Consider the following 23,698-nt stretch of genomic DNA (forward strand, 5'->3'; position numbering starts at 1 on the left):
CCAGGCTGCGCGCACTTCGTGTCGCTTCGCCTTCCCCCTGACCGGGGGCAACACTGGCGGCCCGGCGAAGCCGGTTCCGCGGTGTTCACGAAGGGGGCGGGCTTCGCCGCCCCTGCTTGTCCGGCGCTCTCTTTCTCTTTTTAGAAGCGTTCTTGGGGGGAGAGGTAGCGCCACTGGGAGGGGAGGAGGCCGGCCAAGGGGACGCGGCCGATGCGGATGCGCTTCATCGAGAGGATTTGCAGGGCGGCGTCGTCGCACAGGTGGGCGATTTGACCGGGGCGGGCGCCTTTGAGGGCGAAGCGCAGGCCGGTATGGCCTTCGGCTTGCTGGCTGATGCTGACTCGGGCGGGGGTGCGTTCGAAGCGCGACAGCGTTTCGGGGCCTACGGGGCCTGCGACGTCGACCATGACTTCGTGTTCGAGGATGCCGGCGTCTTCCTGAAGCTTGCGCTCGACGCGCCACTCCTGGGTATAGACGAGCAGGCCGCTGGCGCCGGTTTCCAATGGGGTCATGCAACGCTGGGCACTGACGTGGCGCGGCAGGAAGCGCAGGCCGGCGCGTTCGGGTTCGTGATGATTGCCGGGTACGAGCAGGCGGTGCGCGTGGTCGGTCGCCATGCCGGCTGGCTTGTGCAGCAAGAGGGTGACGGGCACCACCGGTTCGGGGCGCGCGCCGGCTTCGATTTCGACGTTTTGGTGGGCATGCACGCGCGACTGCGGCAGCAGCCGGGGTTGGCCGTCGACGCGCACGGCGCCGTTTTCGATCAGGAGCTCTGCTTCGCGCCGCGAGCAGCCAGCGAGCGCGGCGACACGCTTGGCCAGGCGTATGCCGTCTTCGGCATCTTTTTCGGTCACGCTGGCATCCTCATTCCTTCACCGTCTGTCCGAGTCGCTCGACATGCGCAGCCAGCGAGCGAGCGGCCACGGGCCACATGCGCTCGGGCACGTCGTCATAGGCGATCGGCAGCCAGTCTTCCGGCGTGCCTTGGGGTAGCTTGCGCATGGCGGCAGCGATCTTGGCTTCGCGCTTGAGGCGGTGCGCCTTCAGGTAGGCCAGTGCCGCACGCGCTTCGCCGAGCACATAGCCGTGAGCGGGCAGGATGAACGAGATGCCACCTTCGGCACATGCCGCATCGAGCTTGTCGAGCGATGCGAGGTAGGCGTTCATGTTGCCGTCCGGCGGGTCGATGACGGTGGTGCTGCCATTGAGCACATGGTCCCCGGAGAAGAGGAGGCCGTCTTCTTCCAGTACAAGGCAGAGGTGGTTGGCGGCGTGCCCGGGCGTGTGAATGGCGCGCAGCGTGTGGGTGTGGGCGGCGGAGGTCAGCACGATGTGCTCCCCGTCCTTGAGCGCGCGGTCGGGACTGAACCGGGCGGTCGACCGCGCGGTGGGCGCCGACGCCAGTCCGACGATGGGCGGCGGGGTCTTGCACAGCTTCTGCAGCGGAAGGGCGCCCGGCGAATGATCGGCGTGCGAGTGCGTGCAGACGATCACGCGGATGTCGCCGTGCGTTGCGCGCCAGAGCCGGCCGATGTGGTCGAAATCATTGGGGCCTGGGTCGATCACGACGTAGCCGGTGGAGGCGTCGCCGACGATGTAGCTGTTGGTGCCGGGGCCGGTCATGGCGCTCGGGTTCGGCGCGGTGAGTCGCTGTACGTTTTTCAGGAGCGGCACCGGCTGTTCGCTCTGCCAGTCGAGCGCATGCACGAGTTGACCGTCGGGGCTGACCATGGCGAGTTCGCCGAAGGGCGAATCGGTCTCCATGTAGCGCGCCTCCTGGCCCTTGAGCATGCCGGCGCGCGGACAACTGGTCCACAGGGGACCTTCGCCGCCGTGCCGGTTGGCGCAGGCGTACAACACGGCGTCCACCGTCTTGTAAGCGGCCAGTCTTTCGAGCGTGCGCAGCGTCGGGAAAATCATGAAAAAGGCGCCCGCCGCATGACGCGCGAGCGCGTCCGCCGGTCGCACCCAGCAGGGCTCGAACTGCTCGGTCTCGTCGGCCGTCGGAGCTTGTCCTTCGGGCATCCGCGCCACCAGAAAGGGCACGTCGAAGCGCTTGGGCAGATCGCGATCGGTGATCCAGTGGGCGAAGGTAAAGACGCGGTCGGTGGACAGTAGCAGGCCACGTTCGACGCATTGGTCGGCAAAGGCAACCGTGGTCGCGGCCGTGCTGCGATCCATGGAGGCCACTTCTTCGGCGCTCACCGGCCGGCCGTCGGGGTGATGGGCGAGCAGCACGCCGAGTTCCTCGAAGCTCTCCCGAAGGGCGGCGATGGCTTGTGTGAGTTGCGTCCGGCTCTGGGTGCGGCGGCGCGTTGCGATCGCGCGCGCGGTGGCGTCGCTTTCGTCGATGCGTCCTCCTGGGAAGACGTACGCGCCCGGCGCGAAGCTCGCCGTCGACGAGCGACGGGTCATCAGCACTTCGATGCCTTCCGGCGTGTCGCGCAGCAGGAGCACGGTGGCGGCGGCGCGCAGCGGAGCCGGTTCGCGCTGGGGGTGGAGCAGTTGGGTGGGACGTACCATGATCCGCGATTATCGGGAGAAGGCTGCCGGCGCGCGCGGCCGTCCACCCGAGGCATAAGCTGGAGTCATAAGCTTCTGTGCAATTGCTGATGAGGCTCGCGCCACAATGCCGCCATGACTGCATCTTTCATTCGAGGCGCGCGCCGTCTTTTCATGCTCTCCACGTTGGCCCTGTGCGCCGCTGCGCCGGCCGCGTTCGCCAAGGCCGATTGGCCGCAGCAGCCCGTCACGCTGATCATGGGTTTTCCGGCCGGTTCGGGCGTCGACGTCGTCGCCCGCATCATTCAGGAGCCGCTCCAGCGCAAGCTCGGCCAGCCGGTGGTGATCGACTACAAGTCGGGCGCGGCCGGCAACATCGCGAGCGAATACGTCGCGCACGCCAAGCCCGACGGCTACACGCTCGCCTTCGGTACCGCGGCAACGCACGGCAGCAATGCGGCGCTCTACAAGAAGCTGCCTTTCGACGTCGAAGCCGATTTCGTTCCGGTGGCGCCGGTGCTCGATGTGTCGAACGTGCTCACGATCAATCCGAACGTGATGGACGTGAAGACGCTCAAGGAATTCGTCGATCTCGTGAAGGCGAACCCCGGCAAGTACAACTACGCTTCGACGGGCAATGGCGCCGGCACGCACATGGCGTTTGCCGAATTCAATTCGCGGCTCGGCCTGAACATGGTGCATGTGCCCTACAAGGGCGGTCCCGAGGCGATCACTTCGGTTGTGCGCGGTGAGACCTGCTGCATCATGAACCAGGTGCAGACCGTGCTGCCGCAGTACAAGGCCGGCAAGGTGCGGCTGCTGGGCGTTACCACCGCAAAGCCCGTGGCCGCCATCAAGGAAGTGCCGACCATCGCGTCGAGCGGCTTGCCGGGCACCGAAGGCTTCGACAGCTCGATCTGGTTCGGCGTGTTCGCGCCGAAGGGCACCGATCCGCACATCGTGGACAAGCTCAACGCTGCCATCCGGTCCGTGCTCGAGCAGCCGGAGATCCGCGAGAAGTTCGAGAACCAGGGCAACACGATCCGCATCGAGTCGCCCGCGCAATTCAAGCAGACCGTTCATGCCAACCGCGTGAAATGGGCCGAGGTCGCCAAGGCGGCCAACATCCACATCGATTGAGTCACGCCGGGCCGGCGCAAGAGGCCGGAACCAGCCGGGGCGTCTGCTGCGACGCACCATGACAGCGCCCTGCGCGGTACCTAGAATCGGACGATGAGGTCCGCCAGAGCATGGTTGACGGTATGGACCCTCCTCGTCCTTGCGGCGGGAGCGGCCAATGCCCAAGCCGTGCCTGATGCCGCCCCAGCCCAGCCGCCGGCCAACGCGCGCGCCGGGATGGTAGTGCTGATGGAAATCGACGGCGCGATCGGCCCCGCGACCGTCGACTACATCCACCGCGGACTCAAGCTCGCAGAAAAAGAAAAGGCGCGGTTGGCCATTATTCAGATGGACACGCCCGGCGGGTTGGACGCGTCGATGCGCAACATCATCAAGGACATCCTCGCATCGCCCGTTCCCGTGGCGGGCTTCGTCGCCCCCAACGGTGCGCGCGCAGCCAGCGCCGGCACCTACATCCTCTACGCCAGTCATATCGCGGCGATGGCGCCGGCTTCGAACCTGGGCGCAGCGACGCCGGTCGCCATTGGCATGCCGTCACCGTCGGAGCCGGCTGCGAAACCCGAGTCCGCGGACAAGGCGGAACACAGCGGCGATGCCATGACAGCCAAGCGCCTCGCCGATGCATCGGCCTACATCCGCAGCCTGGCGCAACTGCGCGGGCGCAATGCCGACTGGGGCGAAAAGGCCGTGCGCGAATCGGTCAGCCTGTCGGCCCAGGAGGCGCTGGACAAGCAGGTCATCACTCTCATTGCAAAGGACGTGTCCGACTTGCTGGCGCAGGTGAACGGGCGCGAAGTGCAAACCATCAACGGCAAGGTGCGCCTGGCAACCCAGCGGGCGGAGCTTCTGGTGGTCGATGCGGATTGGCGCACGCGATTGCTGTCAGCGATCACGGAGCCGAGCCTCGCGCTGATCCTGCTGATGGTCGGTGTGTACGGCCTGCTGTTCGAGTTTTCGAATCCGGGCTTCGTGCTGCCTGGCGTGGTGGGCGCCATCTGCCTTTTCGTCGCGCTCTTCGGGCTGCAGATGTTGCCGATCAACTTTGCGGGGCTGGGGCTGATCCTCCTTGGCGTGGCTTTCCTGATCGCGGAGGCGTTTCTGCCGACTTTCGGCGTCCTCGGTGTGGGTGGGATCGTGGCGTTCTGCGTGGGCGCATTGCTCCTGATCGACAACGACATTCCGGGCTTCGGCGTGCCGCTGTGGCTGGTGGGGCTTCTGGCGCTGGGGTCCGCGGCGTTCATCCTGGTCGTTGGCGGCATCGCTGCGAAGACGCGCCGACGGCCTCTGGCGGTGGGCGTTTCGACGCTGGTCGGCGCGACCGGTGAGCTCGTCGAATTCGCGGACGGCGAAGGCTGGGCGCAAATCCAGGGTGACTACTGGAAGGTACGCGGCTCAGAAGGACTGAGCCCCGGCCGCCGGGTCCGCGTGACGCGCGTGCAGGGCCTGGCCCTTCAAGTCACCGAAGACATCCAGGAGAGCCCGGCCGGGGCCGGGGCATGACCCATGTTCATCAATTTCAGCCTCGTGTTCGTCGGTTTCATCGTGCTGCTCGTGGTGGCCTTCGTTGCCGCCTCGCTGCGCATCTTGCGCGAGTACGAACGCGGCGTCGTCTTCCAGCTAGGCAGATTCTGGAAGGTAAAGGGACCGGGGCTGGTGATCCTCATCCCGGGCGTCCAGCAGATGGTGCGCGTGGGCCTGCGGGTGATGGTGCTCGACATCCCGAGCCAGGACCTGATTACGCGCGACAACGTGTCGGTGAAGGTGAATGCGGTGCTCTACTTTCGCGTCATCGACCCCGAGAAGGCGATCATCCAGGTGGAGAGATATTTCGAGGCCACCAGCCAACTGGCGCAGACCACGTTGCGTGCGGTGCTGGGCAAGCATGACCTCGACGACCTGCTGGCCGAGCGCGAGCGGCTCAATCTCGATATCCAGAAGACGCTCGAAGCTCAGACCTTCCAGTGGGGCATCAAGGTGACCAACGTCGAGATCAAGCATGTCGACTTGAACGAGAACATGGTCCGTGCGATTGCCCGGCAGGCGGAGGCCGAACGCGAGCGGCGCGCCAAGGTGATCCATGCCGAAGGTGAGTTGCAGGCGTCCGCAAAGCTGGCGGAAGCCGCCGAGATCCTGGGGCGGCATCCGCAGGCGCTGCAGTTGCGCTATCTCGAAACGCTGACCGTCATCGCTGCCGACAAGAATTCGACGATCGTCTTTCCGCTGCCGCTGGAACTCATCGGACCCTTGGTGCAGTGGCTGGATCGAAAGCCCCGGCCGGTCGGCGAGCCTGGCTCGCAGCCGATGTAGCTGCCCGGGCCGTTCCTCGCGCTCGGGCGTCGAACGTGTCCAGGCCCTGCACCAGCCGGTTCGACAGCCGAGGCTGGCGAAGCTGCGCCAGCCACCAATCCATCGCGCGGCCTTCGTGATCGCCCCGCCAGGCAACATAGAGGATGTTCGGCTCGCGCGGGTCGACGGTCTGCTTTTCGATCAATTCGCCGCGCTCGAGCAGCGAAGCGGCGCGTTGTCGCGGCAGCCATCCGACGCCGAGGCCGTCGCGCTGCGCAAGAATCTTGGCGCGCATGGTCGGCACTGCCAGCACGGCCTGGCCGCCATGAATGCCGTAGGCACTGCCTGCGGTGGTGCGCGAGGTGTCGGCAACGACCACCGCCCGTTGGCCGGTGATGGCGTCCCGCCCGATCGGCTCTTTTGCCGAAGCGAGCGGATGACGCGGCGAGACGGCGAAGACCCAGTCCATGACGCCGAGTTCGAACCAGCGCAGGCCCTCGATCGACGGCGGCTCGTTCGTCGCTCCAATGACCATGTCGGCACGGCCATCGCGCAAGGCTTCCCAGGTGCCCCGCAACACTTCATGCGTCATGCGCAGCGGCACGCCCGATTCCAGCGCATCGAAAGCGCCGATCACCGGCAGCAGCGTCTCGAACTCGATGATCTCGTCGGTCACGATCCACAGGCGATCTTCCCAGCCGCTCGCAACCTGCCGGACGCGCTGCGACAGCCGCGATACGTCCGCGGCCAGCCGCGACGCTTCGTGCGCGAGCAGCTGGCCGGCCGGAGTCAACTGCAGCCGATAACGGCGCCGGTCGAACAGCAGCGCATCGAATCTCTCCTCGAGCTGACGCGCGGCGTGCGAGATGGTGGACGGCGCCTTTCCCAGCCGTGCCGCGGCACGGGAGAGGCTTCCGCTCTCGCGAATCGCCTCGAGCAGCGCGAGTTCATCTTCTGACAGCATCGTCGGCTCTTTCGAACAAGTTGGGCGAAATCATGGCACGCCAAAGAACGTTCGAAGTTTTCGCACATCTGTGCACCGAAAACCGGCACGTCAAAAGCGCCCTTGAAGCCGACCATTCAGTCACGGTCATCTGACCGGCACTCAACGGAAACCATCATGGAACGCTTTCAAGACAAGACAGTACTGATCACTGGCGGCACGAGCGGCATCGGCCTCGCCGCCGCCAAGGCCTTCGTGGCGGAGGGCGCGCGTGTCATCGTGACCGGCCGCGACGCCGCCGCGCTCGAAAGGGCGCGGACCGAACTCGGCCCGAAGGCCGTCGCCATCCGCAATGACGCCGGCGCACCGGCGGCCGCGAAGGAACTGGCAGCCGACATCGCCGGCCGGGGCCTGAAGCTCGACGCTGTCTTCCTCAACGCCGGGGTCGCAAGATTCGCGGGGCTGTCGGATGTGACCGAAGCCTTCTGGGACGACATCTTCAACACCAACGTCAAAGGCTTGTTCTTCCAGATCCAGGCCGTGACGCCATTGCTCGCGCAGGGCGCGTCGATCGTGATCAACGGCTCGATCAATGCGCACATCGGCATGCCCAGTACCGCCGTCTATGCGGCCAGCAAGGCTGCGGTCATCTCGCTTGCCAAGACCTTGTCGGCCGAACTGCTGCCACGCGGCGCGCGCGTCAACGTGCTGAGCCCCGGCCCGGTGCGGACGCCGATCTACGGAAAGCTCGGCCTGGATGCCGCCACACTCGAAGCCACCGCGGCGCAGATCCAGGCGCAGATTCCGCTCGGCCGGTTCGGCACGCCGGAAGAAATCGCCAGCACCGTGCTTCACCTCGCGTCGCCGGAGTCGGCTTTCATCGTGGGCACCGAAATCGTGGTGGATGGCGGCATGAGCCAGCTTTGATCGGTACGACGCCGGCGCCGGGCCGTGGCAAGATGACCCGTCTTTGTCTCGTCCCGGTGCCATCGCATGCTGGTCAATTGCGTCGTCTATGAAAACGGCAACAAGCTTGCCGACATTCCTGTCTCCAGCATCAGCGACTACGTGTCGCTGCCGGGCTGCTTCGTATGGGTCGCGCTGCACGACGCCACGCCCGAGGAACTTGCCGAGGTGCAGGCCGAATTCGGCTTGCATCCGTTGGCGGTCGAAGATGCGCAGCACGGCCACCAGCGGCCGAAAGTCGAGGAATACGACGGGTCGCTTTTCGTCGTCATGCATCTGCTGGAGCCCGACGAACACGACAAACGTGCGCTGAACGTCGGCGAGATCGATGTCTTCGTCGGCACCAACTACCTGGTGTCGGTGCGAAACCGCAGCGATCACGGATTCGTCGAAGTGCGTGAACGCTGCGAGCGCGAGCCCGAGCTATTGAAGAATGGCCCGGGGTTCGTGCTGTATGCGCTCATGGATGCGGTGGTCGACCGCTACTTTCCGGTCATCGATGCGTTCGAGGTCGAACTGGAGACGATCGAGCAGCGCATTTTCACGAAAGGCGAAGCGCGCGAGAACGTGCGGCGCCTGTACGAGCTCAAGCAGCGGCTCACGGTGCTCAAGCACGCGGTGGCGCCGCTGCTCGAAGGCGTGGGCAAGCTGCATGGCGGCCGCGTGCCGCAGATCTGCATCGGGTCGCAGGAGTATTTTCGGGACGTGGTCGATCATCTGGGGCGCATCAACGCGTCCATCGACGCGATCCGCGACACGATCGGCACGGCGATCAGCGTGAATCTTTCGATGGTGACGATCGAAGACAACGAAGTCACCAAGCGCCTGGCGGCGTGGGCGGCCATCTTCGCGGTCTGCACGTCGTTCGCGGGCATCTGGGGCATGAACTTCAAGAACATGCCCGAACTGGACTGGCACTACGGCTATCCGGCCGCGCTGCTGGTCATCGTGCTGCTGTGCGGCTACCTGTATTACCGCTTCCGGCGCGCCGGGTGGGTGTGAAACAGCCCGCCAGAGGCCGATAGCCTTCGCGTTCGCTCTCAGGACACCACCTGGTAGTAGAGGTTCTGCGGGTGCCGCGCCTGCGCGAAGAAGAACCATCGTTCGGCGACCAGGCCCGGCGCCTGGAACACCAGCGCCAGGACGAAGCCCGCCGTGGAGGATGTGGCGATTGCCCACAGGAGCATCAGCGAAGGCAGCGCGAAGGCCAGCACGATGAAGGCCAGCTTCACGCGCTTCAGGGCAGCGAGGCCCATGCCATGAAAGAACTCGCGCGTGTTGAAAGATCCCGCCGACATGCCCATCGACTTCTGCGTCAGCTTCGCCGCCCGAATGCCGGTGGCCGACTGCAGTGTGGAGCGCGGCTTCAGCGCGGCGTTGCGGCGAAGCGCCAGCATGCGCGTGGCCCAGGCGACGAGCGTGAGGGCCAGCGCGGCCGCACCCGTGGCGTTCAAGAGCGCCTGCTCGCCCATCGACGCGGCCAGTGCGCTTGCCAGCACGAGGCCTGACGACAAGCCGATCAGCGTGAAGTTCACGAGCGTCAGCGGCTGCGCCCACTCCTGGATGAAGCGCAGGCAGGCATAGATCATCGCGGTGCAGTACCAGAGCAGAAACGCGAAGAGCGCGGCGGCCAGTGGCAGCAACGGCAATAGCGGGGAGTTGATGCCGTTGTGCAAGGCGAGCCACCACAACGCCACCACCGCCATGAAGGTCGGCAGCACGATCACTTCCCGAGACAGCCACGAGGTGCGCCACATCAGCACGGCGCGCCATGCACGTTCGGGCCTTCCCAGATGGCCGAACGAGGCGCCAAGGGCGACCAGCAGCATCGCTTCGGCAACGGCCAAGGCCGCGCTCGCGAAGCCAGGCGAGATCGACAGGCCGCCCAGCATCGCCAGTGCCAGCGTGACCACCAGGCCTTGTGCCGCGCCGGCGACGGTGGTGAAGATGACGACCGAGAACGCGGGGTTCATTGCGCTTCGCCCTGCGCGGACGGCACCACGGTCGCGCCGCCGGCCTCGGCGGTCACGCGCCGGGGAAGGTATTGATTCGCGGGGCGGGTTTCCCACTCCGGCATCAGCGCGTAGCCGCCACGCTCGCGAATCGCCTTCGAGACGTCGGAGTCCGGGTCCTTCACATCGCCGAAGAGCCGCGCGCCGGTGGGGCAGGCCTTCACACAGGCGGGCTTGCGGTCTTCCTTGGGCAGCTTCTCGTCGTAGATGCGATCGACGCACAGGGTGCACTTGGTCATCACCTGGCGCTCTTCATCGAGTTCGCGCGCGCCATAGGGGCAAGCCCACGCGCAGTACTTGCAGCCAATGCACTTGTCATAGTCGACCAGCACGATGCCGTCTTCCTTGCGCTTGTAGCTCGCGCCCGTGGGGCACACCGGCACGCAGGGCGGGTCTTCGCAGTGCAGGCAGCTCTTGGGGAAATGGATGGTGTCCGTGGACGGGAAGCTCCCGGCCTCGTAGGTCTGCACGCGGTTGAAGAAGGTACCCGTCGGGTCGGCGCCGTAGGCATTGGCATCGGCGAGCGGGCCGGCGCTGCCGGAGGTGTTCCACTGCTTGCAGGAGGTCACGCAGGCGTGGCAGCCGACGCAGACGTTCAGGTCGATCACCAGCGCGAGCTGCTTCGCGAGCGTCTCGGCCGGGTCCGCTCGCACGGTGGCCGCGCCTTCGTCGATGAGCGGCAGCGGCGATGCGGCGCGCGATGTCAGGTCCTTGAGCCATTGAATCATCGCCTGCGCCCCGCAAAGTAGGTCAAGACATTCGCCGCCTTGCCCAGCACACCGGGCAAGACCGGCATGCTGGCGACCTGCGGAAAACTTTCCTTCGCCTCTTCGGGCGCAGCGGGCCGGATGCGCACGCGCACGTCGTACCAGCCGGCCTGTCCGGTGATCGGGTCCGAGTTGCTGATGGTCCCGGCGCGCGTGCCTTCGAAGGGAAGCTCCTCGGAAATCAGATGATTGAGCAGGAAGCCCTTGCGCGCTTCGTCCGCACCGGGCGCCAGGTGCCATGCACCGTCGGCCTTGCCGATGGCGTTCCAGGTCCATACGGTGCCCGGCTCCACGGCCTCGCTGTAGCGCAGCATGCAACGCACTCTGCCCCATTGGCTTTCGACCCAGCACCAGCCGCCGTCGGCAATGCCGGCCGCTTCGGCGGTGGCGGGATTCACGTGCAGGTAGTTGTGGCTGTGGATCTGCCGCAGCCATGCATTCTGCGAATCCCACGAGTGGTACATCGCCATCGGTCGCTGCGTGATTGCATTCAGCGGATAGGCAGCGAGGTCCGTCGCGCCCTCTTCGAGCGGCGCATACCAGAAGGGCAGCGGATCGAAGTAGGTGTCGATGCGCTCGCGCAAGGCATCGGGCGGCTGGCGGCCACCGGCCTTCCCCTGCGCGGCGAGGCGGAAGCTCTGCAGCGCATCGGAGTAGAGCGCAAGCTGCACGGGGTCGTTGCGCTGCCGCCAGCCCTTGTCCTTCGCGAAGTCGAGGTATTCGCGGTTCCAGTTGCGCATGTAGTGCATGGTTTCCGGCATGTGGTACTGGAAGACGCAGTTGTTCTGCGCGTAGGCCTCCCACTGCTTCGGGTTGGGTTCGCCCTTCAGATGCTCGGTGCCGTCCTTGCCGCGCCAGCCCATCAGGAAGCCGATGCCCGGCTGCGGCTGGAAGTTGACGACGAAGTCCGGATAGTCCGTGTATTTGCGCCCGCCCTCGGGCGTGGTGAACGCCGGAAACTTCATGCGCGAGGCCAGTTCGATCAGCACCTCCTGGAAGGGCTTGCACTGACCCGTGGGTGGCACGACCGGAACGCGCACCGAATCCACGGGGCCGTCGAACTCCGAGATCGGCCGGTCCAGCATGCTCATCACGTCGTGCCGCTCGAGATAGGTGGTGTCGGGCAGCACGAGGTCGGCGAAGGCCACGGTCTCGCTCTGGAACGCGTCGCAAACCACAAGAAACGGGATCATGTAGTCGCCCTTCTCGTCCTTGCGGTTGAGCATCTCGCGCGCCACCATCGTGTTCATGCTGGAATTCCAGGCCATGTTGGCCATGAAGATCAGCAGCGTGTCGATGCGGTAGGGATCGCCTTTGACGGCGTTGCCGATCACGTTGTGCATCAGCCCGTGCGCCGACAGCGGATGCTCCCACGAGAACGCGTGGTCGATGCGGATCGGCGAACCATCGGGGTTGATCGCAAGCTCTTCCGGACTGGCCGGAAAGCCCAGTGGCGCTGCGTTGAGCGGCGTGTTCGGCTGGATCATCTCGGGCGCATTGAACGCCCGGTAGTTCGGCACGATGTGTCGCGGATACGGTGCCTTGTGCCGAAAGCCGCCCGGCGCGTCGATGGTGCCCAGGACACTCATCAATACCGCCAGCGCACGCACGGTCTGGAAGCCGTTGGAATGGGCCGCCAGGCCGCGCATCGCATGAAAGGCGACCGGGCGCGCCTGCGTGGTCGGATGCTTCTTTCCCCAGGCGTCGGTCCAAGGGATGGGCAGCTCGAAGGCCTGCTTCAACGCCGTCTCGCCCATCTCGCGCGCAAGCTTGCGGATGCGCGCCGCATCGATGCCGGTGATGGCCTCGGCCCACTCCGGCGTGCAGCTCGCGACGCGCTCGCGCAGCAGCTGGAACGACGGCGCGACGCGCGTGCCGTCGGCCAGCGTATAGCGCCCTTCGAGGGCGGGATCGCAGCCGTCGGCAATGCCTTCGGGGTACGCGGCCTTCACGCTGGCGCTTTGCGTATCCCACACGAGCTTGTTGTGGGGATGGCGGCCGTCGCCCGGCGGGCCGCGCTCGGGATCGAATGCGAAGAGTCCCTCGCGCTCGCCCTCGTCCAGCACCACCAGTTGCGGCGCGTTGGTGAAGCGCTTGAGAAAGGCATGGTCGATCTGGTCGGTGCCGATCAGCTCATGCAGCAGCGCCATGAAGAGCGCGCCGTCCGTGCCCGGCTTGATCGGGATCCATTCGTCGGCGATGGCCGAATAGCCGGTGCGCACCGGGTTGATCGAGATGAAGCGGCCGCCCGCGCGCTTGAATTTCGACAACGCGATCTTCATCGGGTTGCTGTGATGGTCTTCGGCGGTGCCGATCATCACGAACAGCTTGGCCCGGTCGAGGTCCGGGCCGCCGAACTCCCAGAAGCTGCCGCCGACGGTGTAGATCATTCCGGCGGCCATGTTGACCGAGCAGAAGCCGCCGTGGGCCGCGTAATTGGGCGTGCCGAACTGGCGCGCGAACAGGCCGGTCAAGGCCTGCATCTGATCGCGGCCGGTGAAGAGCGCGAACTTCTTCGGATCGGTCGCACGGATCTTGGAGAGCCGCTCGGTCAGCAGATCGAAAGCACGCTCCCAGCTGATGGGCTCGAATTCGCCAGCGCCGCGCTCGCTGCCGGGCTTGCGCAGCAAAGGCTGGGTCAGCCGTGCCGGCGAGACCTGCTTCATGATTCCCGAGGAGCCCTTGGCGCAGATCACGCCCTGGTTCAGTGGGTGGTCGGGGTTGCCGTCGATGTAGCGCACCTCGCCGTCCCTGAGGTGCACACGGATGCCGCAACGGCAGGCGCACATGTAGCAGGTGGTGGTCTTGACCTCGGTGTCCGCGGTCGGAACGGGCGCGGCGAGGGGATCGTGAAGGGGCTCTGAGGACAGGAACTTGAACACAGTGTGGTCTCGGTTTCCCTGCGATGGTAGGCACTGTCGCTAAAAAGAAATAGCGCACAATATTGATCGAATTGACCTGAAAAATCGATCAGCGACATGCGCCGGCCCACGAGCCCCTCCCCATCCCCATCCCCGTTGCCGTCGCCGTCGCGGCTGCGCCTGCATCTGCGCCATCTCGAAGTCTTTGTTGCCATCGCGCGGGACGGCTCGACGCGCGCTGCGGCGGAGCGCATCGCGCGTTCGCAGTCCGCAGCCAGCACGGCGCTGGCCGACCTTGAAGCCGCACTCGGCGTCGCGCTGTTCGACCGGGCGGGCCGCCGCCTGCTGCTCAACGAGAACGGGCGCGCGCTTCTGCCGCGGGCGGCTTCGCTGCTCGATCAGGCGGGCGAACTGCAGCACCTGTTCTCCGGCGACCACGCCACACCGCTGCGCGTCGCGGCGAGCCTCACCATCGGCGAGTACATCCTGCCGGCGCTGGTCGGTCAGTGGAAGGCGCGGCATCCGACAAGCCGCGTGCAATTGGTCATCGCCAACACCTCCGAAGTCATCGCATCGGTTGCGGCCTTCGATGTCGACGTGGGCTTCATCGAAGGCCCGCAAACGCATCCGGACCTGATCGTGCGGCCGTGGTTCAACGACGAGATGGTGGTCGTGGCGTCGCCGACGCATCCGTTGGCGGGGCGGCTGGTGGGCGTCCGTATGTTGCGCGAGGCATCGTGGGCGTTGCGCGAGACCGGGTCCGGAACACGGGAGGCTGCCGATCGCTGGCTGATCGAGCATCTGGGCGCGATCGACGTGGCCTTCGAGCTCGGCAGTCCGGAGGCCATCAAGCACCTGGTCGCTGCGGGGACGACGCTGGGTTTCCTGTCGCGCCAGGCGGTTGCGCAATCGCTCGCCGACGGAACGCTGGTCGAGCTTCGGACCCGCCTGCCGCCCGCGGTGAGGCGGCTGGCGATGGTCCTGCACCGCGACAAGCAGCTGGGACGAGGCGCCGAGGATTTCGTTCGGCATTGCGCCGCGTCGCGGCCCTCGCGCACGGCGCAAGGCGGACGTGCGCTCCTATAATTCCAATATGTGACTACGCCGGGAGGACTCCGCGAGCATGACAACAAAAGCACCCGTGCGATCGACCGTCGCACGCAAGAAGACATCCAATACGGCCGCCGCCGCCAAAAAGAATCCAGCTTCGCATCCCCGCGGAACCCAGACCATTCATCGCGCCGTCGCGATGTTGCGAGAGATCGCAGCCTTCCAGAAGGGCATGCGGCTGGTGGACATCGCGAGCGCGATGGGGCTCGAACGGCCCACCGCGCATCGCATCGTGAAGGGGCTGGTGTCGCAAGGCATGGTGATGCAGGATCCGGCGACCAAGTGCTATCGGCTGGGCCACGTCGTCTATGAACTCGGGCTGGCCGCATCGCCCTACTTCAACCTGAAGGAGGTGTGCCAGCCGACCCTCGACCGCATCGGGCAGGCCACGCAGGACACGGTGTACCTGGTCGTGCGCAGCGGCTTCGACACAGTCTGCCTGGCGCTTGTCGAAGGCAGCTACCCGATCCGAACCCGCACGATGGAAGTCGGCACCCGCCGGCCGCTCGGCGTCGGCGCTGCAAGCGTCGCGCTGATGCTCAGCCTCAGCGACGATGAGGTCGATCGCATCATCGCGGTCAACGGCCCGCGCATGCAGGCCTTCGGACGCATCACCGGCGAACGCCTGCGCGAGGTCATTGCCGAATCGCGCGCCGCCGGCTTCTCCATCAACGAGGAGAACGTGCTTCCGGGCGTAGGCGCGCTCGGCGCGGCGATCCACACGCGCGGCGGACCGCCCTATGCCGCGATCAGCATCGCCGGCATCCGGGAGCGTTTCGAAGGGCCGCGGCGCGAGGAACTCTCGCGCCTGCTGCTCAAAGAGACTCGCGCCCTCGCTCGCAAGCTCGACGACCTCAGCGTCTCATGGGCTTGAGGGCGGCATCGCCGGATGCACCGCGGGCACGCCGTAGGTGCCGCCGGCATACAGCAGCGGCACCTTGTCGCTGTGGCCGAAGTTGAGCACCTCGCCGACAAAGATGACGTGATCGCCGCCTTCGTAGCGGTGCACGCTGGCGCATTCGAACCACGCCACGCACCCGTCGAAGAGCGGAACGCCGGTCGGGCCGCGATGCCAATCGACGCCCGCGAAGCGATCATCGATCGGTGAGGCGAAGCGGGCGGCCAGAGGCATCTGGTCCGCGCACAGGACGCTCACCGCGTAATGTTCGGCCTCCATGAAGATCGGCAGGCTTCGGGCATGCTTGTTCAGGCTCCAGAGCACGAGCGGCGGCGTGAGCGAGACAGAGTTGAAAGAGTTGGCCGTGAGCCCCACCGGCGTGTGCTCGGCATCGCGCGTGGTGATGATGGTCACGCCCGTGGCGAAGCGCCGCATCGCGTCGCGAAAGCGGCGGGTGTCGAGTTCGGCGGTCATTCGGCAGTCCTCCAGGCGGCGTCGTGGATGCGGCGCCTCACAGGCGATCTCCCGTGTCGAAGCTCTGACCGAGGTGGTACTTGCCGATGGTGGCCGCCGACTTGTCGACGTTGGAGTGCAGCGTGTGGATGCGCAGGTCGCGCATCATTCGCTGGAAGAGGCCCTGTCCGGTCAGCGCATGCGAGCCGGCGATCTGCGCGGCCTTGTCCATCACCAGGGTCGCGCAAGCGGTGGCCTGGTGACGTGCGACAAGCGAAAACAGTTCGGCCTGCTGCAAATCCCCCTGCGTCCAGAGCCAGGCCGCACGGTAGACAAGCCAGCGCACGGAATCGATCGCCACGCGGATTTCTCCCAGCCGCAGTTGCGTGAACCCGTCGCCGGCCGTGCCGCGACGCGGCAGGTACTCGCTCAGGCTGTCGAAGAGGCCCTCGCAGGCACCGAGGTACTGGGCCGAGAGCGACAGATAGTGCCGCGCCTGCCAGCGCTCGCGCGGATAGACGCCGGGTGTCCCGATCAGCCGATCGCCCGCCACGAAGCATTGCTCGAGCAGCACGTCCGGACTGATGGCGGCGCGCATGCCGACCGGGTCCCAGGTGTCGTCCGCGATGCGCAGCCCTTCGGCCTCGCTCGGTACCGCGATAGCCACATTGCCTTCGGCGGGCTCCGAGCCGCGCAGCGTCGCAAAGACGATCAGGTTGGCCGCCACAGTCGCCAGGGTCGCGTAGTTCTTGTGTCCGTTCAGCACGTAGCCATCGCGCAGCGGCTGCGCGATGGTGTTGAACATGTTCATGCCGCGCGCCGTGCGGCCGGGCTCGCTGCCGACGGCACCGATGAGTTCGCCATCCTGCAGCACCGGCCCCAGCAACCTTCGGCGCTGCTCGGGCGTCCCGACCTGGTCGATGAAATGACAGGCATGCAGGTGGATGTGCAGGCAATGCGCGGTCGACAGGTCGACGCGCGCGGTCTGTTCGATGGCCAGCAGATAGAGCACCGGGTCTTCGCCCATGACGCCGCTGCCCTTGCCGCCGCGCTCGCGCGCGATGGTCAGGCCCAGCAGGCCATGCGACTGGAGATCCTTCAGGTTCTGGAGCGGCAAGATCTGCGCCGCGTCGGCTTGCGCGGCACGCGCCGCGAAATGCTCGCGCGCGAGATAGCCGACGAGCTCGTAGAGATCCTGCTGCGATTGACTGAAGTTGAAGTTCATCTTTGCCTCTTTGTGGAATCGACAGAAGGTGGGGCGGCGGGGTCTTGCGCCGCCATTGGCACAAGCAGCTTTTCCCAGTCGATGTAGTCGCGCATCGCCTGTTCGCCTCGCTCATAAGGCGCGAGCAGCTCGTCGTCCTGTGGCGCCAGTTCGGCGCGGTGCAGCGCCTGTCCGGCAGCGGCCCAGGCGCGCGTACCGCCGTCCAGACAGGCGACTTGCGCATGACCCATTCGCCTCAGCGCGGCAGCGGCCCATGGCGCGTGCTGGCCGGAGCCGCAGGTCACCAGCACCGGCACATCGGTCGATGGCGCGAGCGCGCCGATGCGCAATTCGAGCCATCCGCGTGGAATCCAGCGCGCATCGGGCAGATGGCCGCGGCGAAAGTGCCCGCTGGTGTCGACGTCGATCACGAGCAGTTCCGGATGTGCGCGGCGCCACGCGAGGCAAGCCTCGACCGTCAATCGAATGGCGGCGGGTTCGCGGATGGCTGCGGAGACGGGACGGCGACCGCGCGCCACCGGAAGGCCGGCATCCCGCCATCCGCGCAGCCCGTGGGCCAGAACCGCGACGTCCGCGAAGCCCATGCGGCGCAGCCACGCGCCGGTGAGATTGGCGCGGGCTTCTTCCTCGTCGATGAGCACGATCGGCGCGGCGCGTACCGGCATGAAGTCGTCCGCGCGCTGCGCCGCCTGGCCGCCGGGCAGTGCGATCGAACCCGCGATGTGTCCGGCCTCGAACTCGGCCACGCCGCGAACATCGAAGACATAGCGGTTGCGCGTTGTGTCGGCAAGCAGTCCTACCAGCACATTGGCGTCGATGCGCCGGACACCGGCGTCGCGGGCAAGCACGGCGGACGTGCGTTCCGCAAGAGCGCGGCTTTCCGGGGAGGGCGGCGCCTGCATCCCATGCGATCCCTGGGCCAGCGCATGGCCCGCCAGGCGCCAGCCCATGGTGCCGTTCTCGAGCGCGACCACGTTGTCGATGCCCAGTTCGCGCAGCGTCCGCGTGGCGATGATGCTGCGGGTGCGGCCCGCGCAATGCAGCACGACCGTGTCGGCCGACCGGGCGAGATCGGCGGCATGCAGGGCGATGTCGAAACTCGGAAGCGACCGCGCCTGCGGAATGCAGCCCTGCGCATGCTCCTCGGGCGTGCGCACGTCGCACACGGCGATGCGGCGTCCCTCGGCCTGCCACCGCAGCAGTGTGGCGGCATCGATGGCGGGCACCGCGCACGCGTGCTGCACCTGCTCGCCGAAACGCTTGCTCGGCACGTTGGTTCCGTTGGCAAGTGCGCGGCCCGCGGCGCGCCATGCCGCAAGGCCGTCCTGCAGCCAGCGGATGCGCGTATAGCCGAGCGAGGCGAGCGTGTCGGCGGCCAGGGCGGCACGCGCATCGGCCTCGCCGTAGACCAGGATCGGCGTGTCGCGGTCCGGCACGAGTTCGGCGATGCGGAATTCGATGCGCCGGCGCGGCAATGTGCTGGCGCCAGGGATGTGTCCGCGTTCGTACTCGACCGGGTCGCGGATGTCGAAGAGGGCGAAGTGGCCGAAGTGCCCCGCCTCCGGCGAGCTCGCCTCCCACTGCGCGATGGAGACGCACTGCGCGGTCATGCGGCCTTCTCCAGCGTGGCCTGCGCCCTGGCCTTGAGTTCGAGCTTGCGAATCTTCTGGCTGCCCGTGAGCGGCCAACTGGTCACGAACTCCACGTGCCGGGGCACCTTGTAGCTGGCGATCGATGCCTTGCAGTACGCCTGCAACTGCGCTGCATCCAGCGTCACGCCCGGACGCGCCTCGATATAGGCATAGCCCACCTCGCCCAGGCGCCGGTCCGGCACGCCCACCACCACGGCCTCGCGCACGCCCGGGTAGGTCTTGAGGAAAACCTCGATCTCCTGCGTGGCCACGTTGAAGCCCCCGGGCTTGATCATTTCCTTGACCCGCCCGCGGTAGATGAGATAGCCCTCCGCATCCAGCTCGCCCAGGTCGCCGCTGTGCAGCCAGCCTTCGGCATCGAAAGCCTTGGCGTCTTCTTCGGGGCGCTTGTAGTAGCCCTTCATGAGCACGTAGCCGGCGATGCAGATCTCCCCGACCGTGCCGCTGGGCAGCGTCTGGTTCGTCTCGACGTCGGCAATGCGGATGCGAACCCCCTCGACCGGGCGACCGTTCGTGCCGGCACGCTGGTCCAGCGGATCGCTGCAGTCCGTCCGGCACACGGCATTCGACGTCTCGGACATGCCGAAGACACCGACCAGTTCCGGCACGCCGAGCGTGTGCGTGGCCCACAGGAAAGAGCCCTTCGACAGCGGCGCGCCCGTGCCGGTGCGCAGGCTGGAGAGGTCGTAGCGGCCACGGTCTTCGAAGGCCATCAGGTCCTGCACGATGGTGTCGACGAAGAAGCTGATCGTGATGCGCTCGCGTTCGACCATTTCGCAGAAGCTGCGAGGCTCGAAGCGATCGACGATGACGATGGCGGCGCCCGCCAGAAGCATCGACAGTGTGTAGCCCGTGCCGGTCGCCGAGAACAGCGGCACACACGAAAGATAGCGATCCGCCGGCGTGAGGTGCATGCGCGAAACGGTCTGCCAGTTGTTCTGCAGCAGCGGTCCGTGGCACACCTGTGCGCCCTTTGGAAACGACGTGGTGCCGGAGGTATAGAGGATCTGCGCAACGTCGTCGGGGCCCACCGCGGCCATCGCGGCGCGCAGGACTTCGTCCATGGCAGCCCCGCCGAGCCGCTCGTGTCCGGCCCGCTCGATGCTCTCGAAAGGCGAGATCCCCGCTGCCAGCACAGTGGGGGCGGCTGCAATCACGCGCCGCAGCATCGGCAATCGCGCGCTGCGCCAGGCACCGAGGGGCTGATCGGCCCAGGCCGGTTCGAGCTGCGCCAGCAGCGGCAGGTAGGCCACCCCGCGCGATGCGTCCTGCATGATCAGCGTCGACGTGTCCGACTGCGCCAGAACGTATTCAAGATCGGACGCACGGAAACGCGTGTTCACCGGCACCAGCACAGCCCCGATCATGGGCACCGCCCAGCGCGCGATCATCCACTCGGCGCCGTCGCCCATCCAGAGCGCCACCTTGTCTCCACGCACCACGCCGCACTCGATCAGGCCGCGTGCGAAGGCGCAGACCCGCGCTGCGAGCGTGGCGAAGTCGATGCGCTGCGCACCGACCACGACGGCCTCGCGGCCGCGATGCGCCGATGCCGCCCACAGCAGTGCATCGCCGAAGGTGCACTGGCGCCAGTTGAGAGATGCGTTCGGGAGAGTCATGGACACGCGCTCTGCGGAGTCAGCGCCGGCCCGGCTTCAATGTCGCTTCGCCGGATGCGACGGCCCGGCCTGCGACGTCGGCATCGATGCGGCACTGCACTTCGCCGGCCGAATCCGCCTCGCCGATTCCGGTGATCACGCCCACCACGTGCACTGCATCGCCCGGCCGCACGGGCGCCGTGAAGCGCGCGGCGATCCGGCGCACCTGGCCGCCCGCGCCGGCCCAGTCGCTGGCGGCCCGCGCCATGAATGCCATGGTCAACATGCCATGCGCGATCACGCCGCCCAACCCGGCATCGGCCGCGTATTGCTCGTCGTAGTGGATCGGGTTGTAGTCGTCCGATGCGCCGGCATAGCGCACCAGCTGTTGCCGGGTCACGGGCTCGGTCGTGAGCTCGAAGCGACTGCCAATCGCGAGATCACTCTGTGCCTGGCTCATGCAAGGCTCCGCTTCTCGACCTGCGCGAGCGAACGGTAGACCGTGCTGCGCCCCGCGGTGAAGACCAGTTCGCCGTTCTCGTCGCGCCCTTCGACGGCCTGGTGCAGCAGCTCCATGTGGCCCTTGCTGCCCTGCTTGTCCTCGACGCCGACGAAGCGCACGCGGCAGCTCAGGCGCATGCCGGCGACGATAGGGCGCACGTAGTCGAAGGACGTCTGGCCCGCGACCACGCGGCGCCGGTCCAGCGCTGCGAACCAGGGCGGCTCCTTCGGCGGCCGGAAACAGGTCGGGAAGGTGGGCGGCGCGACCACGTTTGCGTAGCCCAGCGCCTGCGCGTGGGCAGCATCGCGATAGAGCGGGTTGGGATCTCCGATGGCATCCGCGAACTTGCGGATCGCGCCGGCCTCCACCTCCACCGTGAAAGGCTCCGAGAGTTGGCCGATCAGGCTGCGGTCGATTTCCGTCATGCAGGTCTCCTTGGCGGCGCCACGATCAATCGAGGCGCTCGACGATGGTCGCCGTCCCGAGTCCGCCGCCGCAGCACATGGACTGCAGCCCGTACCGGCCGCCGCGGCGTTCGAGTTCGCAGATCAGGTTGGTCATGAGGCGCGCGCCGGTGGAGCCCAGCGGATGGCCGATCGCGATCGATCCGCCGTTGACGTTCACCTTGTCCAGCGGCGCCTCGATGTCCGCCAGCCATGAACCGAGAATCGACGCGAAGGCTTCGTTGATCTCGAAGAGATCGATGTCGGCCACCGACAGCCCCGAGCGTTCGAGGATCTGTCGCGTGGCCGGAATGGGCCCCGTGAGCATGATCTCGGGGTCGACGCCGACCACCCGTTGCGCCTTGAGCCGCGCGCGGGGACGCAGCCCGAACTCGCGCGCCTTAGCGGCGGTCATCAGCAGCAGGCCCGCGGCGCCGTCGGAGACTTGGCTCGAATTGCCCGCGGTGATGCGGCCATCGCTACGAAAGGCAGGCTGCAGCGACGCCATCTTCTCGGGCGTCCCGCCTCTGCGTACTCCCTCGTCCGCCTGGAGCCGCTCCCCGTTGGCAAGGGCCACGGGCAGCAGTTGCGTTGCCAAGTGTCCGGCGTCCTGCGCCGCCGCCGCGAGCGCGTGGCTGCGCAGGGACAGTTCGTCGAGCCAGGCACGCTCCAGCTTCCAGCGCTCTGCAATCCGCTCCGCCGCCTCGCCCATCGTCGGCATGGAAAGACGCTCGACCAGATCCGCGGGATACCTGCGGCCGTACTTCGTGTCGTCGTTGCCGCCTGCCGTGTGCGACATCAGCTCGACGCCCCCGGCGAGCACCACGTCGCATACCCCGCTGCGAATCAGGTTGTCGGCAAAGTGAACCGCCTGCTGGGATGACCCGCAGGCGCGAGTGACTGTCACGCCGGGCACGCTGAACGGGAAGCCCCCCATCAGCAAGGCGGTGCGGGCAACATTGCCCGCCTGCTCGCCGACCTGCGCGGCGCAGCCCGCGACGACGTCGTCCACACGCTCGCGCGGCACGCCGTTGCGATCGCACAGCGCCACCAGCACCTGGGCCAGCAGCGCGGAGGCGTGCATCTCCTGCAGTGCACCGCCGCGGCGGCCCACGGGGGTGCGCAGCGCATCGACGATCACCGGTTCGCGGTCGTCCAGTCGGATGCTCATTCGCCGCCCTTTCCGGCCCACTGGCTGTTCTTGCGCTGGAGGATGTGGCTGGCGATCATGTTCTTGTGGATCTGCAGCGTGCCGCCGTAGATGGAGCCGCCTCGCACTTCGCGGTAGCGGCCTTCCACCGGGTATTCGGTCATGTACCCGTAGCCGCCGAGGAGCTGGATCGCGTCGTCGCAGATTTCCTTGGCGGCCTGCGCGACATAGACCTTGGCGACCGAGGTCTCCAGCGGCGACGGCAGCCCGGCCGCGGTGTTCGCGGCGGCGCGCCAGGTCAGCAGCTGGGCGGCTTCGAGCTTGACCTTCATCTCGGCCAGCATCCACTGCAGCCCCTGGAAGTCGGCGAGTTCGCGGCCGAACTGCTTGCGCTCCTTGACGTACGACAGCGCGTACTCGTAGGACGCCTGGGCCGATCCCAGCATGCGTGCGATGCTGCCGAGACGCTCGACGTTGTAGACGCTGATGAGCTTGCCGAAGGCATTGCCCTCTGCGAGGATGTTGGCGCGCGGCACCCGGCAGTCGCTGAAGAAGAGCTCGTACTGGCGCTCGCCGGCCATGTTCACGGTGCCGGACGAGATCGTCAGGCCCGGTGCGTCGTGCGGCAGCAGCAAGGCGCCGATGTCGCTTGCGCGGCCCGTGTTGCCGAAGCGGCAGTACAGCAGCGTCGCATGGTTGTCGCGGGCGGCGCTGATGAAAATCTTCTGTCCGTTGATGACCACGTCGTCGCCGTCGATGCGAGCGCGCGTGCGCATGGCTGTGGCCGCCGAACCGGCCTCGGGCTCGGTGATGCCGATGCTGATGCCGATCTCGCCGCGCGCGACGCCGCCGACGAAGACCCGCTTGTGTTCCTCGTTGCCGATCTCGAGCACCGCGCCCACGGCGCCTGTCGAGGTGCGATGCGTCAATCCACCCATCGTCGAATCGACGCTCTGCACCACCTGCAGGAGCAGCAGGGTGTCCAGGAGCGGCATGTCGAGGCCGCCGTAGGCCGACGGAAGGTTGAGCCCGAGCAAGCCGTGCCTGGCCATCTCGCGGCGCAGGCTGTTCATCGCGTCGGCCGTACCCTTGGCATGGGCCTCGTGAGCCAGGGGAAGGAGCTGGCGGCAGAGCTTCTCGGTGGCCGCCATCATCTCGCGCTGCGAGGGGGTGATCTGAAAATCCATGGG

At 66.9% G+C, this 23,698-nt stretch carries 21 protein-coding genes; 7 read left to right on the forward strand and 14 right to left on the reverse strand.

Going from position 1 to position 23,698, the window contains the following annotated elements; all coding sequences use genetic code 11:
- Positions 1-140: 140 nt before the first annotated feature.
- Together AC1DEK_RS14430 and AC1DEK_RS14435 are read right to left on the reverse strand one after the other, a co-directional pair.
- Entirely contained in the window at positions 141-854 is a 714-nt protein-coding gene (locus AC1DEK_RS14430; RefSeq protein WP_478125936.1) for an RNA pseudouridine synthase, read from the reverse strand.
- A 10-nt stretch (positions 855-864) separates the two neighbouring features.
- Positions 865-2,523 (reverse strand): MBL fold metallo-hydrolase, encoded by a 1,659-nt coding sequence (locus AC1DEK_RS14435; protein ID WP_478125937.1) that lies wholly within the window; start codon positions 2,521-2,523, stop codon positions 865-867.
- Positions 2,524-2,676: 153 nt separating this feature from the next.
- Here AC1DEK_RS14435 and AC1DEK_RS14440 point away from each other — a divergent pair, with 153 nt between their 5' ends.
- The 3 genes from AC1DEK_RS14440 to AC1DEK_RS14450 all read left to right on the forward strand — a co-directional run bounded on the left by AC1DEK_RS14440 (position 2,677) and on the right by AC1DEK_RS14450 (position 5,949).
- The gene (locus AC1DEK_RS14440; RefSeq protein ID WP_478126313.1) at positions 2,677-3,642 is read left to right on the forward strand and encodes a Bug family tripartite tricarboxylate transporter substrate binding protein; all 966 of its coding nucleotides are present in this window, start codon (positions 2,677-2,679) and stop codon (positions 3,640-3,642) included.
- Positions 3,643-3,735: 93 nt separating this feature from the next.
- The gene (locus AC1DEK_RS14445) at positions 3,736-5,142 is read left to right on the forward strand and encodes an NfeD family protein (protein ID WP_478125938.1); all 1,407 of its coding nucleotides are present in this window, start codon (positions 3,736-3,738) and stop codon (positions 5,140-5,142) included.
- Between the two features lie 3 nt (positions 5,143-5,145).
- Entirely contained in the window at positions 5,146-5,949 is an 804-nt protein-coding gene (locus tag AC1DEK_RS14450) for a slipin family protein (RefSeq protein WP_478125939.1), read from the forward strand.
- On the opposite strand, the gene AC1DEK_RS14455 is transcribed toward AC1DEK_RS14450, so the two are convergent.
- Entirely contained in the window at positions 5,876-6,892 is a 1,017-nt protein-coding gene (locus AC1DEK_RS14455) for a LysR family transcriptional regulator (RefSeq protein WP_478125940.1), read from the reverse strand. The two genes, AC1DEK_RS14450 and AC1DEK_RS14455, sit on opposite strands and share 74 nt — an antisense overlap.
- Positions 6,893-7,048: 156 nt before the next feature.
- On the opposite strand from AC1DEK_RS14455, the gene AC1DEK_RS14460 reads away from it, so the two are divergent.
- Both AC1DEK_RS14460 and corA read left to right on the forward strand, forming a co-directional pair.
- On the forward strand, positions 7,049-7,798 hold the full coding sequence (locus AC1DEK_RS14460) for an SDR family oxidoreductase (protein WP_478125941.1): 750 nt from the start codon (positions 7,049-7,051) through the stop codon (positions 7,796-7,798).
- Between the two features lie 66 nt (positions 7,799-7,864).
- Positions 7,865-8,839 carry a magnesium/cobalt transporter CorA gene (gene corA, locus AC1DEK_RS14465; RefSeq protein WP_478125942.1) on the forward strand — a complete coding sequence of 325 codons (975 nt, stop codon included), beginning with the start codon at positions 7,865-7,867 and terminating at the stop codon, positions 8,837-8,839.
- Between the two features lie 38 nt (positions 8,840-8,877).
- Here corA and AC1DEK_RS14470 read toward each other — a convergent pair whose 3' ends face one another.
- The 3 genes from AC1DEK_RS14470 to AC1DEK_RS14480 are packed head-to-tail and all read right to left on the reverse strand — an operon-like array spanning position 8,878 to position 13,498.
- Positions 8,878-9,810, reverse strand: a complete 933-nt coding sequence (locus tag AC1DEK_RS14470; protein ID WP_478125943.1) for a dimethyl sulfoxide reductase anchor subunit family protein — start codon at positions 9,808-9,810, stop codon at positions 8,878-8,880.
- Entirely contained in the window at positions 9,807-10,577 is a 771-nt protein-coding gene (locus tag AC1DEK_RS14475) for a 4Fe-4S dicluster domain-containing protein (RefSeq protein WP_478125944.1), read from the reverse strand. Before AC1DEK_RS14475 ends, AC1DEK_RS14470 begins: the two co-directional genes overlap by 4 nt.
- Complete coding sequence (locus tag AC1DEK_RS14480) at positions 10,574-13,498, reverse strand: molybdopterin oxidoreductase family protein (RefSeq protein ID WP_478125945.1); 2,925 nt, start codon at positions 13,496-13,498, stop codon at positions 10,574-10,576. The genes AC1DEK_RS14475 and AC1DEK_RS14480 overlap by 4 nt, the downstream gene beginning before the upstream one ends.
- Positions 13,499-13,594: 96 nt before the next feature.
- Between AC1DEK_RS14480 and AC1DEK_RS14485 the strand changes: the two genes are divergently transcribed.
- Positions 13,595-14,563 (forward strand): LysR family transcriptional regulator, encoded by a 969-nt coding sequence (locus AC1DEK_RS14485; RefSeq protein WP_478125946.1) that lies wholly within the window; start codon positions 13,595-13,597, stop codon positions 14,561-14,563.
- Between the two features lie 37 nt (positions 14,564-14,600).
- A complete protein-coding gene (locus AC1DEK_RS14490) occupies positions 14,601-15,461 on the forward strand; it encodes an IclR family transcriptional regulator (RefSeq protein ID WP_478125947.1) in 861 nt (286 codons plus the stop codon).
- Here the strand turns inward: AC1DEK_RS14490 and AC1DEK_RS14495 are convergent.
- The 8 genes from AC1DEK_RS14495 to AC1DEK_RS14530 are packed head-to-tail and all read right to left on the reverse strand — an operon-like array spanning position 15,450 to position 23,695.
- Entirely contained in the window at positions 15,450-15,959 is a 510-nt protein-coding gene (locus AC1DEK_RS14495) for a flavin reductase family protein (protein WP_478125948.1), read from the reverse strand. The two genes, AC1DEK_RS14490 and AC1DEK_RS14495, sit on opposite strands and share 12 nt — an antisense overlap.
- A 37-nt stretch (positions 15,960-15,996) precedes the next feature.
- Positions 15,997-17,163: an acyl-CoA dehydrogenase family protein gene (locus AC1DEK_RS14500; protein WP_478125949.1), complete on the reverse strand. Its 1,167-nt coding sequence runs from the start codon at positions 17,161-17,163 to the stop codon at positions 15,997-15,999.
- Positions 17,160-18,773 carry a rhodanese-like domain-containing protein gene (locus AC1DEK_RS14505; RefSeq protein ID WP_478125950.1) on the reverse strand — a complete coding sequence of 538 codons (1,614 nt, stop codon included), beginning with the start codon at positions 18,771-18,773 and terminating at the stop codon, positions 17,160-17,162. The genes AC1DEK_RS14500 and AC1DEK_RS14505 overlap by 4 nt, the downstream gene beginning before the upstream one ends.
- Positions 18,770-20,434 carry an AMP-binding protein gene (locus AC1DEK_RS14510; protein ID WP_478125951.1) on the reverse strand — a complete coding sequence of 555 codons (1,665 nt, stop codon included), beginning with the start codon at positions 20,432-20,434 and terminating at the stop codon, positions 18,770-18,772. The genes AC1DEK_RS14505 and AC1DEK_RS14510 overlap by 4 nt, the downstream gene beginning before the upstream one ends.
- 19 nt (positions 20,435-20,453) lie before the next feature.
- Positions 20,454-20,873 (reverse strand): MaoC family dehydratase, encoded by a 420-nt coding sequence (locus AC1DEK_RS14515; protein ID WP_478125952.1) that lies wholly within the window; start codon positions 20,871-20,873, stop codon positions 20,454-20,456.
- Positions 20,870-21,340 carry an FAS1-like dehydratase domain-containing protein gene (locus AC1DEK_RS14520; protein ID WP_478125953.1) on the reverse strand — a complete coding sequence of 157 codons (471 nt, stop codon included), beginning with the start codon at positions 21,338-21,340 and terminating at the stop codon, positions 20,870-20,872. The genes AC1DEK_RS14515 and AC1DEK_RS14520 overlap by 4 nt, the downstream gene beginning before the upstream one ends.
- A 25-nt stretch (positions 21,341-21,365) precedes the next feature.
- Complete coding sequence (locus AC1DEK_RS14525; RefSeq protein ID WP_478125954.1) at positions 21,366-22,529, reverse strand: thiolase family protein; 1,164 nt, start codon at positions 22,527-22,529, stop codon at positions 21,366-21,368.
- Entirely contained in the window at positions 22,526-23,695 is a 1,170-nt protein-coding gene (locus AC1DEK_RS14530; protein WP_478125955.1) for an acyl-CoA dehydrogenase family protein, read from the reverse strand. The genes AC1DEK_RS14525 and AC1DEK_RS14530 overlap by 4 nt, the downstream gene beginning before the upstream one ends.
- Positions 23,696-23,698 lie beyond the last annotated feature (3 nt).

Source organism: Variovorax sp. 10N420 (assembly GCF_056394705.1).

Bases quoted from the DNA above. Each gene is read 5' to 3' on its own strand.
- AC1DEK_RS14435 (WP_478125937.1), bottom strand. From the start codon at position 2,523: ATGGTACGTCCCACCCAACTGCTCCACCCCCAGCGCGAACCGGCTCCG.
- AC1DEK_RS14440 (WP_478126313.1), top strand. From the start codon at position 2,677: ATGCTCTCCACGTTGGCCCTGTGCGCCGCTGCGCCGGCCGCGTTCGCC.
- AC1DEK_RS14445 (WP_478125938.1), top strand. From the start codon at position 3,736: ATGAGGTCCGCCAGAGCATGGTTGACGGTATGGACCCTCCTCGTCCTT.
- AC1DEK_RS14450 (WP_478125939.1), top strand. From the start codon at position 5,146: ATGTTCATCAATTTCAGCCTCGTGTTCGTCGGTTTCATCGTGCTGCTC.
- AC1DEK_RS14455 (WP_478125940.1), bottom strand. From the start codon at position 6,892: ATGCTGTCAGAAGATGAACTCGCGCTGCTCGAGGCGATTCGCGAGAGC.
- AC1DEK_RS14460 (WP_478125941.1), top strand. From the start codon at position 7,049: ATGGAACGCTTTCAAGACAAGACAGTACTGATCACTGGCGGCACGAGC.
- corA (WP_478125942.1), top strand. From the start codon at position 7,865: ATGCTGGTCAATTGCGTCGTCTATGAAAACGGCAACAAGCTTGCCGAC.
- AC1DEK_RS14470 (WP_478125943.1), bottom strand. From the start codon at position 9,810: ATGAACCCCGCGTTCTCGGTCGTCATCTTCACCACCGTCGCCGGCGCG.
- AC1DEK_RS14475 (WP_478125944.1), bottom strand. From the start codon at position 10,577: ATGATTCAATGGCTCAAGGACCTGACATCGCGCGCCGCATCGCCGCTG.
- AC1DEK_RS14485 (WP_478125946.1), top strand. From the start codon at position 13,595: ATGCGCCGGCCCACGAGCCCCTCCCCATCCCCATCCCCGTTGCCGTCG.
- AC1DEK_RS14490 (WP_478125947.1), top strand. From the start codon at position 14,601: ATGACAACAAAAGCACCCGTGCGATCGACCGTCGCACGCAAGAAGACA.
- AC1DEK_RS14495 (WP_478125948.1), bottom strand. From the start codon at position 15,959: ATGACCGCCGAACTCGACACCCGCCGCTTTCGCGACGCGATGCGGCGC.
- AC1DEK_RS14500 (WP_478125949.1), bottom strand. From the start codon at position 17,163: ATGAACTTCAACTTCAGTCAATCGCAGCAGGATCTCTACGAGCTCGTC.
- AC1DEK_RS14505 (WP_478125950.1), bottom strand. From the start codon at position 18,773: ATGACCGCGCAGTGCGTCTCCATCGCGCAGTGGGAGGCGAGCTCGCCG.
- AC1DEK_RS14510 (WP_478125951.1), bottom strand. From the start codon at position 20,434: ATGACTCTCCCGAACGCATCTCTCAACTGGCGCCAGTGCACCTTCGGC.
- AC1DEK_RS14515 (WP_478125952.1), bottom strand. From the start codon at position 20,873: ATGAGCCAGGCACAGAGTGATCTCGCGATTGGCAGTCGCTTCGAGCTC.
- AC1DEK_RS14520 (WP_478125953.1), bottom strand. From the start codon at position 21,340: ATGACGGAAATCGACCGCAGCCTGATCGGCCAACTCTCGGAGCCTTTC.
- AC1DEK_RS14525 (WP_478125954.1), bottom strand. From the start codon at position 22,529: ATGAGCATCCGACTGGACGACCGCGAACCGGTGATCGTCGATGCGCTG.
- AC1DEK_RS14530 (WP_478125955.1), bottom strand. From the start codon at position 23,695: ATGGATTTTCAGATCACCCCCTCGCAGCGCGAGATGATGGCGGCCACC.